Genomic DNA, 13,100 nt, shown 5'->3' on the forward strand with positions numbered 1-13,100 from the left:
CGTGTTCCCGAAGTGCCCTGCGCGTGTGCGTGTTTCGTCGCCGCCGTTCAAGCGGTACGGGCCGGGGGCGGGGTTCCGGTGGTCCGTACGAGGGGGTGGGGTGGGGTCTGTGGGATTCGGGGGGTGGGGTGCGGGTGGGGGCGTGCGTAGGGTGGTCGGCGAGGCCGCCTTGTGTCGTTGACCTGGCACTTTGCGGGTACGGAGCGCGTAGAGGATGGGGCGACGAGCATGCGTGAGCTGGCGGAGACGGCGCGGCAGTGGGTGTCCGAGGGGCGGGCCGGGTTCCTGGCGCGGCCGGTGACCGAGCAGGGGTTCGGGCCTCGGGATCCGTCCGGGGCGGTGCTCGTGGACGCGCGCGGGGAGTGCGTCGGGGCGCTGTACCGCGGGGTGTTCGACGCCGAACTCGTCGCCGAGGCGGGGGCGATGGCGCCGGGGCGCAGCGCCCGGGTGTGCGAGGTGTCGGTGGGCGCGGGCGAGGCCGTGGAGGCCCGGTTGACGTGCGGCGGGCAGGCCGAGGTGCTGCTCCAGCCGCTGACGGAGATCCCGGCCGAGTGGTGGGAGCTGCTCGGGACGGGCGCCGGCGTGGCCCTCGTGACGCGGCTGGACGAGAGCGCGGAGAACGCGGTGAGCCGGGTCGTACGGGTGGGCGGGACGCCGGCCGACGATGCCGAGCGGCGGGCCGGGGAGCTGCTGGGGACCCGGCGGCCGGGGCGTGACGCGCTGTACGGGGGGTCGGGGCTGGTGCTCGTCGAGGCGTACCCGTCCGCGCCGCACGTGGTGATCGGCGGGGGCGGGGAGCTCGCCGAGGTCATCGGGAAGCAGGCGGCGCTGCTGGGCTGGGAGTCGGTGACCGTGCACGCCGCCGCCGAGGCGGCGAAGGTGCTCGGCGACCACCGGGACGCCGCCTGTCTGGTGCTGCTCAGTCACGAGCCGGACTTCGACGTGCCGACCCTGAAGACGGCCCTGACGCTCGGGATCCCGTACGTGGGCGCCCTCGGCTCGCGGCGGACGACCGCCCGGCGGCGGGAGGGGCTGATCGCGGCGGGGGTCGGTGAGGAGGGGCTGGCGCTGGTGCACGGCCCGATCGGTCTGGACCTCGGCGCCAAGACCCCGGCCGAGACGGCCCTGGCCATCTGTGCCGAGATCCTCGGCGTGCTGGGTGGGCGCGGCGCGCGGGGGCTGCGGGACTCCGACGGCCCGCTGCGCTGACCGGCCGCCGGGGCCTGCCGGCGGGTGGCGGTGGGGGTTGCCGGGCGCCTGCCGCGGGCGTGCGGGGCGGGGGCTGCGGGTGGGCGGGACGGGGCTGCTCCGCTCGGCGGGGTTGGTTGGCCTGGGGGCGGAGCCTGCCCGCCGCGGGGGCCTGGGGTGTGGGCGGCGGGGGACGCGTCACCCGTACGGCCCATGCTGCCCGCGCGGGCGGGGCGGGGGGTCCGGCGGGGCGGTCCGTACGCCGTCGGGGGTGTTGCGGGGCGTCGGGTCGGCGGAGACGTTCGCGGATTGCTCGCACCACCCGCGTGAATTCGTAACAAATGCGGGGAAAATAGGATGTATGAACACGAGCCTGAACACCCTCGCGCTGAACACGGCGCTGAGCGACATCGCATGGTTCCTGCTCGTCGGGATCATCGTGGTCGGCTTCCTGCTCGGCGGTTTCATCCTGGGCAAGCGGGTCCGGAACCAGGAACCGGCACCCCCCAGCGCCGAGAGCCAGCCGCACCTGCCCGAGGGCGGGGCGGTCTACGAGGTCCGTGAGGAACGGGAGTCCGTGGAGATCCCGGAAGGCGGCCTGCGACCGCACGAAATGCAGGGCTACGGCAACTTCGGCTCCACCACCCACAGCCATCAGGACGAGGCCCGCGCCGAGCGGGAGTCCGGGTACGGGCACGTCGAGGGTCCCCACCCGCACGTCCAGCCCGGCGCCCCGCCGGACTCCGGACGCGGCGCACACGCCTGACGTCCGCACGCCCGATCTCGCACGCCTGACGTCACACGCCTGACGTCGCAAGTCCGACGTCCCGCGCCCGACGTCCCGACCCCGCCCCGTCCTCCCCGTCCGTTCCGACCCCCGACGCCCCGCCCTCTGACCCGCGCCTTCCGCGCGGGTCAGAGGTCCGTCCGGAGCCGGAGCACCTCGGGGGGCGGGTGGCGGGCCGAGCTGTGGCGGACCTCGGCGGCCAGCGGTGGGTCGAGCGGGCGGTACGGCACCTCGCCGAGCCCGATGGCGGTGACCGTGCCCCCGGCCGGCGCGGTCCGGGCGCGGGCGGCGATCGCGGCCGCCAGTTCCGTACGCGGCCCGGCCGACAGCGGGCTCGACACCAGCGGCGCCCCGTCCTCCTCCCCCGGCAGGACCAGTACCAGGGCCACCGGGCGGGCCGGGGTGCCGGTGTAGCCGACGGCCGCCGCGTCCCGTACGTCGGTGTGACGGAGCTTGCGCCAGGCGCGTCGGCCGGCCGGGTACGCCTGGTCCAGCCGTTTGACGACCAGGCCCTCGATGCCGCTGGCCGGCAGGGTTTCGTACCAGGTCTGGGCCAGCTCCGGATCGGTGGTCATCGGCACCGGTTGGAGCGGCGGCCCGAGCGGGAGCAGCAGGTCGACGAGGAGGGCTCGACGGCGTTCGTACGGGCGGCCGCGCACGTCGAGCCCGGCCAGTTCCAGTACGTCGAAGGCCGCGTACGAGGCGGGCAGGCTCTGCGCGAGCACCGCGGCCCGGGCGGCCGTGGGGGCCGCCGCGCGGCGCTGGACGAGCGCGAAGTCGGTGCGGCCCGCGTGCCAGACGACGACCTCCCCGTCCAGGACGGTTCCGGCGGGCAGCAGGCGGGCGGCGGCCGCCAGATCGGGGAAGGCCGCGGTCACGTTCCGGCCGGATCGGGCCTGGAGCAGCACGCCCGCGGCCGTGCGCACGACGACCATGCGGTGCCCGTCGAACTTCGGCTCGTACGCGAGGCCCGCCCCGCGCGGCAGGGTCCGTACGGCGGCGGCGAGCGCGACCCGTACGGGTCCGGCGGGCGCCGTCACGGCAGCCTCCCGGCCTGCGCGGGATCGAGCAGTGGGGCGAGGAGGTCTCCGTCGAGGGCGAGCCGGGGCGGGATGTCGTCGGCGAGGAACACCAGGTCGGAGCCGGTCCGGCAGGCGGCGACCTCCTCCCAGGAGACGGGCGCCGAGACGGTCGGCAGCTCCCGGGCGCGCAGCGTGTAGGGGGCCGCCGTGGTCTTGGCGGCGGCGTTCTGGCTGTGGTCGACGAAGACCTTGCCGGGGCGCAGCGCCTTGGCCATCCGGTGCACCACCAGGTCGGGGAGGGCCCGTTCGGCCTCCTGCGCGAGGCCCTTGGCGTACGCGGACACCTGCTCGGAGGGGGTCGGCTCCAGGGCGACGGCCAGGTGGAGGCCCTTGGAGCCCGAGGTCTTGGCATAGGCGTGCAGGCCGTCGGCGGCGAGGCGTTCGCGCAGCCAGAGGGCGGCGGCGCAGCACGCGACGACGTCGGCGGGGGGTCCGGGGTCCAGGTCGAGGACGATCCGGTCGGCGACGGCGGGCCGGTCGGCGCGCCACTGGGGGGTGTGGAGCTCGACGACCAGGTTGGCCGCCCACATGAGTGTGGGCAGGTCGTCGACGATCACCTGTTCGGCGGATTCGTCCTCGGAGCGCGGGACGCGGGCGGTGCGCACCCAGTCGGGTGTGCCGGGCGGCGGGTTCTTCGTGAAGAACCGCTGTCCGTCGGGACCGTCGGGATAGCGCAGGAAGGAGACGGGACGGTCGCGGACGTGCGGAAGGAGGGAGTTCGCGACGGTGGCGTAGTAGTGCAGCACCTCGCCCTTGGTGAACCCGGTCCGCGGGTACAGGACCTTGTCCAGGTTGCTGAGCGCGATGCGACGCCCCTCCACCATGGTGATCGGCGTCATACGATGAGATTGCCACGAATCTGGAGGAACCGTGCGATCCATTTGGAACGGGGCCATCTCCTTCGGCCTGGTCAGCATCCCGATCAAGCTCGTGAACGCGACCGAGAGCCATTCGATCTCCTTCCGTCAGATCCACCTCGCCGACGGCGGGCGGATCCGCTACCGCAAGGTGTGCGAGCTGGACGGCGAGGAGGTGTCGGGCGGCGACATCGGCAAGGGGTACGAGGAGGCGGACGGGGCGATCATCCCGATCACCGACGAGGACCTGGCGCAGTTGCCGATCGCGACCGCGCGGACGATCGAGATCATGTCGTTCGTCCCGGCGGAGGAGATCGATCCGTTGCAGATGGACGCCGCGTACTACCTCGCGGCGAACGGGCCGACGGCCGCGAAGCCGTACACGCTGCTGCGGGAGGCGCTGAAGCGGAGCCGGAAGGTGGCGATCGCCAAGTACGCGCTGCGGGGGCGGGAGCGGCTCGGCATGCTGCGGGTCGTCGACGACGTGATCGCGATGCACGGTCTGCTGTGGCCGGACGAGATCCGGGTCCCGGAGGGGGTTGCTCCGGAGGCGGACGTCTCGGTACGGGAGGCCGAACTCGACCTGGCGGACGCGTTGATGGCGACGCTCGGGGAGGTGGAGATGGCCTCGCTGCACGACGACTACCGGGAGGCCGTCGAGGCGATGATCGCGGCGAAGGCGGGCGGGGCGTTCGAGCCGTCGGAGGCGAGGGCGGAGCCGGCCGGAGGCCAGGTGATCGACCTGATGGCGGCGCTGGAGAAGAGCGTACGGGCGGCCAAGGCCTCGCGCGGCGAGGGGGGCTCCGCCGGTACGGGCGCGGGGTCGGAGTCGAGGTCGGAGTCGGACGACGGGGCCGGCGTCGGGCAGGTCCCGGCCGAGGTGACGCCGATCCGGCGGCGGGCGGCCGCGGCGCCGAAGGCGGTCGGCGGGAAGAAGTCGGCGGCGGGGGCGGGTGGGGCCGCCCGGAGCACGAAGACGGCGAGGTCGGTGAAGACGACCTCGGGAGCCGCCAAGACAGCCGGGTCCGCGAAGGCTTCGGGGACGGGCGGGGGGTCCAAGTCGACGGCGAAGAAGGCCACTTCGGCGGCGGGGAAGAAGACGGCGGCGAAGAAGACCACCGCCGCCACGACCGCGAAGGCCTCGTCCCGGACGGCCGCCAAGGCCACCACGAAGAGCGGCGGAACCGCGAAGGCCGGCACGCAGCAGGCTTCCCCCGCCCGCAAGAAGGCCTCGGCCTGACGCGGGTGGGCGGGGGCGGGCGGGGCCGCCCGGCGGGCCTCGGCCGGGTCGGGCGGTCGGCCGGTCCGCGTACGTCACCCGCGGCGGGGGCCGCGAGCCTGAAGGCTGCCGCGCGGGTTTCGGCCGGGTCGGGCGGTCGGCCGGTCCGCGTACGTCACCCGCGGCGGGGGCCGCGACGCTGAAGGCTGCCGCGCGGGTTTCGGCCGGGTCGGGCGGTCGGCCGGTCCGCGTACGTCACCGGCGGCGGGGGCCGCGCCAGGTGCTGAGGTCGCGGCCGAGGGTGAAGAGGGCTTCGACGTCCGGGAGTTTGAGGGTGACGGGGGCCGCCGCGAGGGCGCCGGCGGCGGTCGGGAGTTGGAGGACGCGGATGTCGCGCGGCGTCGGGGCCACCTCCAGGCGGGAGGCGTCCGCCACGACGAGGGCCGGGACGACCGGCACGGACAGGACCCGGGCCGCGCGGCCGGCCGCGTCGCGTAGCCACCGGGGATCCGGGCGGGGTTCGGAGCGGCCCACCGCGAGCAGCAGGTCACCGATGTGCACGCGCTGTCGGCGCCCCGCGACCGACAGGATCGCGAACACCCCCGGCGGGCCGATGAGCAGGTGGTCCAGCAGGCCGAGCCCCGGTATCGGAACGTCGTGCACGGCCCGCCAGTCCGCCGCCTCCAGCGCCTCCAGCTCCGCGCCGGTCCGTTGCCGCAGCTGGAGGTCCTGACGCACCCGGTGCCGGGCTCGGCTGCCCGGCGAGCCGTACGTCAGCTCGCCGATCAGGGTCTCCCCCGGGCGGTTCGGGGCCAGGTCCTCGTCCGGGGCGAGCACCAGGCGGCGCAGCTCGGCGGTGGTGGGTACCGGGGGCGGGCCCAGTGTCCAGTCGCCGGTCAGGTACGGGCCCAACGCCGCCAGTACCGCCTCGCGTTGGTCGTCCGACAGCAGGCTGACCCGGTTGGGTTGGCGGTCGTACCAGGCCACCGCCCGGCCGTCCGGCCCGTTGACGTACAGCCGGCCGCGGCCGGGCCGGCCGCTCGGCAGCACTCGCAGTCCCCGCATCGTCCTCACCCCCGCCTTCCATGGGAGCAGGCGACGGGCCGCGGGGCAATCCCTCGACTGTGTAACGACTCCGTCGGGACGCTGCAGCCTCGCTGTTACAAGAACACCGGCGTACCGCAACGGCCGCCGGCTACTTTGAGGTTCCCCGGACCCGCCGTACCGGCTGGATCCGATCTGCCCCGAAGGAATTCCGTGAACTCCGCCCGCCGCCGCACCCTCGTCCGCGTCGCCGTCGGGACCGCGTGCGCCGTCGGCCTGCCGGCCCTGACCTGCGTCGCCGCGGCCGCGGACCCGTTCGCCGACGCGGCGCCGGCCGCGTCCTCGACGCAGGGGACGCCGGTCAAGAGCGTCGCCCTGGCGGACGGCCGGTCGATCGCCCGGGTGTACCGGCTGGGGCCGGACGCGTACCAGGCGGACATCCTGCGCGCCGGGGTCACCGTCGCCACCTTGACCAGCCGGGACGGATTCACCGGCTTCGGCAGCACCGGCGAACTGCACGCCTCGCTGCGGCCCGACGGCGGGCTCACCACCTGGGTCGGCGATACCCGTCCCGGCGACGACGCCCGCGCGGTGGACGCCGCCGGGCACAAGACCGGGACCCGTAGCGGGCACGTGGTCCCCGCGTCGTCGCAGCGCGCGGGCGGGGCGGACGGGGCCGGTACGGGCGGGGCCGCCGGTACGGCCGAGGCGCTGCGGCTGAACACCCTGGCCGACGGGCCCGGCGAGGGCATGCTGCTGCTGGCCGCGGGCGGCGGGATCGCGGCCGTCGGCGCGGCGGGGCTGGGTTTCGCGATGCTGCGGCGGGGGCGGTCGGGGGGCTGACGGCCCGGGGAGGCTCCCGAGGCGGGTGCCGGGTCGCGTTCCGGCTTCCGTCCCGGTTCCGGGCCGGCTCCCCGGTGGGGCGTCGGTCGGGGGGTCGGGGGTCGATCCGGGGGTCGGGACGATCGACAAATGGGGCGTACCTCTGCATAAGGTGGCGGGGCATCGTCCGCCGTCGCCTTGTGAGAGGAGCCCCTGCCGCCGTGGCCGTTCCCGAGACCCCGGGCCGCTCGCGCACGCCGCGCACGCCGCTTCGCGGGGGCCGTTCGCTGCTCCTGTCGGCGCTCCTGCTGCCGTTGGCGGCGGGGTGCGGTGACACCGGCGGGCTGGTGCAGGCCGGGCCGACCCCGACGGCGAGCGGGCCCGTACACCTGTGGCCGGAGCGCAAGGGGGCCGACGTACCGCCCGCCGATCCGGGGGGCGCGCCGCCGGAGTACGTACCGGGGCTGGCGCCGGTCGCCGACCAGGACGTCCACGCCGTCGATCCGGTGGCCCTCGTCCAGGCCGAGCTGCGGGCGTACCCGAACAAGTCCGTCGGCCCCGACGGCATGTACCCGCAGACCGCCGCCGCGGTGCTGGCCTGCGGGACGGCGGGGGCGGACCCGGCGAAGTGCCCGGTGCTGGCGCCGTACTACCGGGACCTGACGGGGAACGGCAAGGACGAGCTCGTGATCGGCATCGAGTTCCCCGACCGGATGATGTCCGTACGGGTGTACACCGCCGATCCGGACGGCCGGCTCAACCGGATCATGGCGACCACGGAGACCGTCGTGGCCGTGGAACTGGCCGGTCGGGACGTCATCCTGCGGGTGCCCAGCGGGAACCCCGGGTACGAGCTGATCACCGCGTGGTCGTGGGACGAGAGGCAGCGGTCGATGCTGCCGACGCGGGAGCAGATCGTACGGGTGCCGGCGAAGCCGTCGGGGTCGGCCGGGCCGGCCGGCCCTTCGCGGGCGGGGGCGGGGGGTCGGTGAGGGTGCGGCTGCCCGCGTGGACGGCCACGCTGACCTGGAAGTCGGCGTGCTTCATCGTGGTGATGTGCTGCTCGCTGGCGGCGGTGCTGGGCGTGCTGGTGCACGTCGAGGTGACGCGCCAGACGGTGGCGACGGCGCGGGACAAGGCCCTCGGCAAGCTGCACGACGCCTCGCGGGCGTACGAGGCCGGCGAGGTCCTGCCGCCGGAGTCCGGGCTGGATCCGGTGGGGCTGCCGCCGGAGCTGCGGGAGCTCGCGCTGAGCGGCCGTCGGGGGACGCTGGTTGCCGACTACGAGGGGCGGGCCGTGATGTGGGCCGCCGCCCCGGCCGACGGGCGGGCGTTGGCCGCCGCGGTCGACTACAGCCAGAGCGCGCGGACGATCAGCGGGCTGGACAACGCGATCATCGGCTCGTCGGCGCTGGCGCTCGGGGGGACGCTGCTGGTGGGGGCGTTCGCGGTGACGCGGGTGACGCGGCGGCTGCACCAGACGGCGACGGTCGCGCGGCGCATCAGCCACGGTGACCTGGACGCGCGGGTCGACGACCCGCGCACGAAGGATCCCGGGCGGCGGCAGGACGAGGTGTCGACGGTGGCCGGGGCGTTGGACACGATGGCGGGCACGCTGCAGGACAAGTTGCTGCGGGAGCAGCGGTTCACGGCGGACGTCGCGCACGAGTTGCGGACGCCGTTGACGGGGTTGCAGGCGGCGTCCGAGTTGCTGCCGGAGGGGCGGCCGACGGAGTTGGTGCGGGAGCGGGTGCGGACGATGCGGCAGCTGACGGAGGACTTGCTGGAGATCTCGCGGCTGGACTCGCGGAGCGAGGTCGTGGAGACGGACCTGCACCAGTTGGAGCGGTTGGTACGGAGGGTGGTTCGGGGGGCGGTGGGGGTGGGGGTGACGGAGGTGGTGGTGCGGTGTGATGTGCACGTCGAGACGGATCGGCGGCGGTTGGAGCGGGTGCTCGGGAATCTGGTCGTGAACGCGCACAAGCACGGGCGGGGGCCCGTGGTGGTGACGGTGGACGGGCCGGTGGTGACGGTACGGGACCACGGGGACGGGTACCCGCAGTACCTGCTTGACGGGGGGCCGCAGCGGTTCCGGAGCGGGGGGCGGGGGCACGGGCTGGGGCTGACGATCGCGGCGGGGCAGGCGGAGGCGATCGGGGCGCGGTTGGTGTTCCGGCGGGCGGAGGGGGGTGGGGCGGAGGCGGTGCTGACGTTGCCGTTGCCCTGACCGGGCGGGGGGGGTGGGGGGGTGGGGGCTGCGGGTGGGGGCTGCGGGTGGGGTCGGGGCCGGTGCCGGGGTGGGGTGTCGTCCGGGACGGGCATGATTTATGGCGCCCTGTCCGGGGCTGCGTTGGCCGGGGGTACCGCGCGCCAACAAATCACGTTTTAGTCCCGGACGACACCCCACCCCGTCCCCGTCCCCGACCTGCGGGCCTGTTCCGTACCCGGCCTGCGGCCGGACGTCGTTCTGTGGCCCCGTTCCCGTCCTGCCCGGGCCTCGCGGCCCGCACCGGATCCGGGCCCCGCCCACTTCAGCCTCGCCGGCGGTCGTCCGTCCGTGCGGCCTCGCCGGCGGCCCGCCGATCCAGCCTCGCCGGCGTTTGAGGCGCGGGGGTCGGGGCGGAGCCCCCGGGGCGTCGCGAAACCCCGGTGCCGTCCATCGTGCTGCCCGTTCCAGCCTCGCCGGCGTTTGAGGCGCGGGGGTCGGGGCGGAGCCCCGGGGGCGTCGCGAAACCCCGGTGCCGTCCATCGTGCCGCCCCACTTCAGCCTCGCCGGCGTTTGAGGCGCGGGGTTCGGGGCGGAGCCCCGGGGGTTGCATCGGGACCCGGAGTGGGGGGCGCGTAAACGACCGGCCAGGTCAGGGGCGGGGGGGCTTGGTCCAGGGCCAGCGGGGTTTGGGTTTCGTGCCCGTCGGGGTGAAGGCGTACTTCCAGCCCTTCTGGAGGCCCAGGCGCTTCGAGTAGCCCGCCGGGACGCGTTCGTAGAGGAGGACCGTCGGGGGGCCGCCGGCCGCGTCGGGGACGGGGATCTCGTACCACTTCGGCGGGTGGCCGGTCGGGCCGACGAGGATCGGGAGGACCCGGCCGTCCATCGGGCCGCCCTCGAACGGGGTGGGTTCGCTTCTCACCCCTCCAGTGTCACAGCAGGTGGGCGGCCTCGGAGACCACGGGGATCACGCGGCGGGCGAGGAGCCCGACCGGGCCGTCCGCCGATTCGAGGGCGAGCGCGGCCCGCGCGGCGGCGGCGGTCTCCGGGTCGGTGGCGGCGGTGGCGGTGAGCAGGGCGATGAACTGGTCGACGAGCCAGTCGCGGAGGGTGTCGACCTCCGGCTGCTTGCCCTCGTCGATCCAGATGAGGGACGCGGCCTCGACGGCGGTGATCCAGGTGCGGACCATCATGCGCAGGCGCGGCCCGGGGTTCGGGACGGCGAGGTGGAGGAGGATCTGTTCGGCGGCGGCGCGCCGGATGCCGTCGACGGTGGCGGTGGTGCGGGAGGTTTCGACGACGCTGCCGCCCTGGAGGAGGGCGGCGAAGCCGGCGTCGTGTTCGTCGACGAAGGCGAGGTAGCGGTCCAGGGCGCGGGACAGGCGTTGGGTGAGCGGGCCGGCCTGGGGTTCGGCGAAGCAGAGTTGGAGGAGGTCGGCCGCCGAGCGCAGGGCGGCTTCGTAGAGCTGTTGCTTGCCGCCGGGGAAGTAGCGGTAGACGAGCGGGCGGGAGACCCCGGCGGCCTCGGCGACATCGTCGAGGGAGATCTCCTCCGGTGCCCGGTGCGCGAACAACGACAGGGCGGCGTCGAGGAGCTGGGCACGCCGCTCCTCGACGCTCAGTCTGCGGTAGGCGCGTACGGTCATGTCCGCAGCGTAGACGACACCCCTCAGGCCAGGAGGCCGGAGCTCTTCCACAGTTTCCGGCCGACTCCGCGCATCATGCCGATGTCGTCGAGGAAGTCGGTGAGCCGCTTGGCGCCGCTCTGCATGACCTCCCGGCGGTGTCCGCTGGCCTTGACCTGGGCGATGGCTTCGCGCCGGTCGAGGCCGATGTTGTCGTAGACGGCCGGGTTGACGAACGCGAGGGCGAAGGCGCGGGCGGCCTCGCCGCAGCTGATCCGGGTGAGTTCCTGTTCCCAGCGCGGGGCCGTGAGCATCTGGCGGCGCAGTTCCTCGCGGGCGTAACGGACGTGCCGGGCCTCCTCGATGACGTGGATGCGGGTCACGCCGCGCACGAGGGGCTGGATGCGCTCGTCCGGGAAGGTCAGGCGCTGCATCCAGTCGAGGATCTCCTCGCCGAGGAGGGTGCAGGCGAAGGAACCGGGGGTGGTGGAGACCGTCTTGAGGATCCGCGCCAGGTTGTGGTGGGTGCGGGACACCGGGTAGGCGGGGGCTCCGCCCGTCTGGATCATGCGGGCGAACATCATCGAGTGCCGGCATTCGTCGGCGATCTCGGTGAGGGCGTAGCGGACGTGGTTGCTGGTCAGCGACTTGTCGTAGATGTGTCGGACCAGCAGCTGCATGAGGATGATCTCGAACCAGATGCCGAGGGAGGCGAGCGCGGCGGCCTCGTGGCGGGAGAGTTCGATGCGCTGCTCCTCGCCCATCCGCTTCCACAGCGGGGTGTCGTAGAGGGAGAGCAGTTCGGGCGGCCAGTAGTACTTGCCGTCGACCATCGGGGCGTCCCAGTCGAGTTCCTTGTCGGGGTCGAAGGAGTGCTTGGCCGAGGATTCGAGCAGGCGCTCGGCGATCTGCTCACGGTCCTTCAGCTCGCCGAGGGCGTCCCTCAGCACGGCTCGCTGCGTCACGGTGGTCATGGCTTCGGGCACCTCGTGGTCGGGGGTTACCGGCGGTCTCCTCTTATGAGACTGCCTGTCAGCAAGGTCGTCAATCCCTCGCGCGCGACTTGTTGACCCCGCGTCTACCAACGTGTGACGCTGCCAACTGTCCGGTCCGGTACGGAAGTACGCGAGACGAGGAGGCGTCGTGTCGACGCACGAGCTCTACACGAAGGACCCGGGCGAGGGCGTCTGGCAGATCCCCGCCTCCGGTTCGGCCCGCTTCAGCTGGGAGTACGACAGCGGCCGGGAGCGGCTGCTCGCGCTCTACCAGAAGGGCAAGGACAAGCAGTGGGACGGCGCCAAGCGCATCGACTGGGACATCGAGGTGGACCCGTACGATCCGCTCGGCACCCCGGACGAGGTCCTCACCCTGTACGGCACCCGGCACTGGGCGAAGATGACCGACCGGGACAAGGGCGAACTGCGCCGGCACTACAGCGCCTGGAACTTCAGCCAGTTCCTGCACGGCGAGCAGGGCGCGATGGTGTGCGCGGCCCGCATCGTGGAATCGGTGCCGGACCTGGACGCGAAGTTCTACTCCGCCACCCAGACCATGGACGAGGCGCGGCACGCGGAGGTCTTCGGGCGCTTCCTCCACGAGAAGGTCGGGATGCTCTACCCGATCAACGACAGCCTTCAGGGGCTGCTCGGCGACACCCTGCGCGACTCCCGCTGGGACATGCCCTACCTGGGCATGCAGGTGCTCATCGAGGGGCTGGCGCTGGCCGCCTTCGGGATGATCCGCGACACGACGGACAAGCCGCTGCCCAAGCAGATCCTCGCGTACGTGATGCAGGACGAGGCCCGCCACGTCGCCTTCGGACGGATGGCCCTGCGCGACTACTACAAGCAGCTGACCGACGCCGAACTGCGCGAGCGCGAGGAGTTCGTGATCGAGGGCTGCTACCTGATGCGGGACCGGCTGCGCGGGGTGGAGGTGCTGGAGAACTTCGGCATACCGAGGCGCGAGGCGGAGGAGTTCAGCGAGCAGTCCGAGTTCCTGCACCTGTTCCGCAAGCTGCTGTTCAGCCGGATCGTGCCCTGCGTCAAGGACATCGGGCTGTGGGGCGAACGCCTCCAGAAAGCCTACCTCGACATGGGCGTCTTCGACATGGGCGACTCCAACCTCGACCTGCTGATGACCCAGGACGAGGAGATCGCCGAGGCCCTCGACCGCGAGCGCTTCGCCACCGAGGAACGCGAGCGGGTGGCGGAGGTCGAGGAGACCGTCCGGGAGGGCGCGGCGGAATAGGACGCGGGCGTACCGGCGCC

At 73.8% G+C, this 13,100-nt stretch carries 13 protein-coding genes; 7 read left to right on the top strand and 6 right to left on the bottom strand.

From position 1 onward, the window contains the following. Positions 1 to 228 precede the first annotated feature (228 nt). Positions 229 to 1,209: an XdhC family protein gene (locus AB0D46_RS10915; RefSeq protein WP_362876973.1), complete on the top strand. Its 981-nt coding sequence runs from the start codon at positions 229 to 231 to the stop codon at positions 1,207 to 1,209. 340 nt (positions 1,210 to 1,549) lie between these two features. Continuing rightward, positions 1,550 to 1,954 carry a DUF6479 family protein gene (locus AB0D46_RS10920; protein ID WP_362876974.1) on the top strand — a complete coding sequence of 135 codons (405 nt, stop codon included), beginning with the start codon at positions 1,550 to 1,552 and terminating at the stop codon, positions 1,952 to 1,954. A gap of 149 nt (positions 1,955 to 2,103) precedes the next feature. Here AB0D46_RS10920 and AB0D46_RS10925 read toward each other — a convergent pair whose 3' ends face one another. Together AB0D46_RS10925 and ligD are read right to left on the bottom strand one after the other, a co-directional pair. Further along, positions 2,104 to 3,015 carry an ATP-dependent DNA ligase gene (locus AB0D46_RS10925; protein ID WP_362876975.1) on the bottom strand — a complete coding sequence of 304 codons (912 nt, stop codon included), beginning with the start codon at positions 3,013 to 3,015 and terminating at the stop codon, positions 2,104 to 2,106. Next, a complete protein-coding gene (gene ligD, locus AB0D46_RS10930) occupies positions 3,012 to 3,896 on the bottom strand; it encodes a non-homologous end-joining DNA ligase (RefSeq protein WP_362876976.1) in 885 nt (294 codons plus the stop codon). Before ligD ends, AB0D46_RS10925 begins: the two co-directional genes overlap by 4 nt. Positions 3,897 to 3,927: 31 nt before the next feature. Between ligD and AB0D46_RS10935 the strand changes: the two genes are divergently transcribed. Continuing rightward, positions 3,928 to 5,154 (top strand): Ku protein, encoded by a 1,227-nt coding sequence (locus tag AB0D46_RS10935; protein ID WP_362876977.1) that lies wholly within the window; start codon positions 3,928 to 3,930, stop codon positions 5,152 to 5,154. A 234-nt stretch (positions 5,155 to 5,388) separates the two neighbouring features. Here the strand turns inward: AB0D46_RS10935 and AB0D46_RS10940 are convergent, their stop codons facing one another. Beyond that, on the bottom strand, positions 5,389 to 6,198 hold the full coding sequence (locus AB0D46_RS10940; RefSeq protein ID WP_362876978.1) for a nuclease-related domain-containing protein: 810 nt from the start codon (positions 6,196 to 6,198) through the stop codon (positions 5,389 to 5,391). Between the two features lie 192 nt (positions 6,199 to 6,390). Between AB0D46_RS10940 and AB0D46_RS10945 the strand changes: the two genes are divergently transcribed. The 3 genes from AB0D46_RS10945 to AB0D46_RS10955 all read left to right on the top strand — a co-directional run bounded on the left by AB0D46_RS10945 (position 6,391) and on the right by AB0D46_RS10955 (position 9,226). After that, positions 6,391 to 7,020 carry a hypothetical protein gene (locus AB0D46_RS10945; protein WP_362876979.1) on the top strand — a complete coding sequence of 210 codons (630 nt, stop codon included), beginning with the start codon at positions 6,391 to 6,393 and terminating at the stop codon, positions 7,018 to 7,020. Between the two features lie 200 nt (positions 7,021 to 7,220). Next, the gene (locus AB0D46_RS10950; RefSeq protein WP_362876980.1) at positions 7,221 to 7,991 is read left to right on the top strand and encodes a hypothetical protein; all 771 of its coding nucleotides are present in this window, start codon (positions 7,221 to 7,223) and stop codon (positions 7,989 to 7,991) included. Further along, on the top strand, positions 7,988 to 9,226 hold the full coding sequence (locus AB0D46_RS10955) for a HAMP domain-containing sensor histidine kinase (RefSeq protein WP_362876981.1): 1,239 nt from the start codon (positions 7,988 to 7,990) through the stop codon (positions 9,224 to 9,226). The genes AB0D46_RS10950 and AB0D46_RS10955 overlap by 4 nt, the downstream gene beginning before the upstream one ends. Positions 9,227 to 9,857: 631 nt before the next feature. Here AB0D46_RS10955 and AB0D46_RS10960 read toward each other — a convergent pair. From AB0D46_RS10960 to AB0D46_RS10970, 3 genes are read right to left on the bottom strand one after another with little or no spacing between them, the layout of a single operon-like run. Continuing rightward, the gene (locus tag AB0D46_RS10960; RefSeq protein ID WP_362876982.1) at positions 9,858 to 10,127 is read right to left on the bottom strand and encodes a hypothetical protein; all 270 of its coding nucleotides are present in this window, start codon (positions 10,125 to 10,127) and stop codon (positions 9,858 to 9,860) included. A gap of 10 nt (positions 10,128 to 10,137) precedes the next feature. Further along, complete coding sequence (locus tag AB0D46_RS10965; protein WP_362876983.1) at positions 10,138 to 10,851, bottom strand: helix-turn-helix domain-containing protein; 714 nt, start codon at positions 10,849 to 10,851, stop codon at positions 10,138 to 10,140. Between the two features lie 23 nt (positions 10,852 to 10,874). Further along, positions 10,875 to 11,804: a diiron oxygenase gene (locus AB0D46_RS10970; protein WP_362876984.1), complete on the bottom strand. Its 930-nt coding sequence runs from the start codon at positions 11,802 to 11,804 to the stop codon at positions 10,875 to 10,877. 169 nt (positions 11,805 to 11,973) lie between these two features. Here AB0D46_RS10970 and AB0D46_RS10975 point away from each other — a divergent pair, with 169 nt between their 5' ends. Continuing rightward, positions 11,974 to 13,080 (top strand): ferritin-like domain-containing protein, encoded by a 1,107-nt coding sequence (locus AB0D46_RS10975; RefSeq protein WP_362876985.1) that lies wholly within the window; start codon positions 11,974 to 11,976, stop codon positions 13,078 to 13,080. Positions 13,081 to 13,100: the final 20 nt, after the last annotated feature.

This window comes from Streptomyces sp. NPDC048383, assembly GCF_040651775.1.
GTDB lineage: Bacteria > Actinomycetota > Actinomycetes > Streptomycetales > Streptomycetaceae > Streptomyces.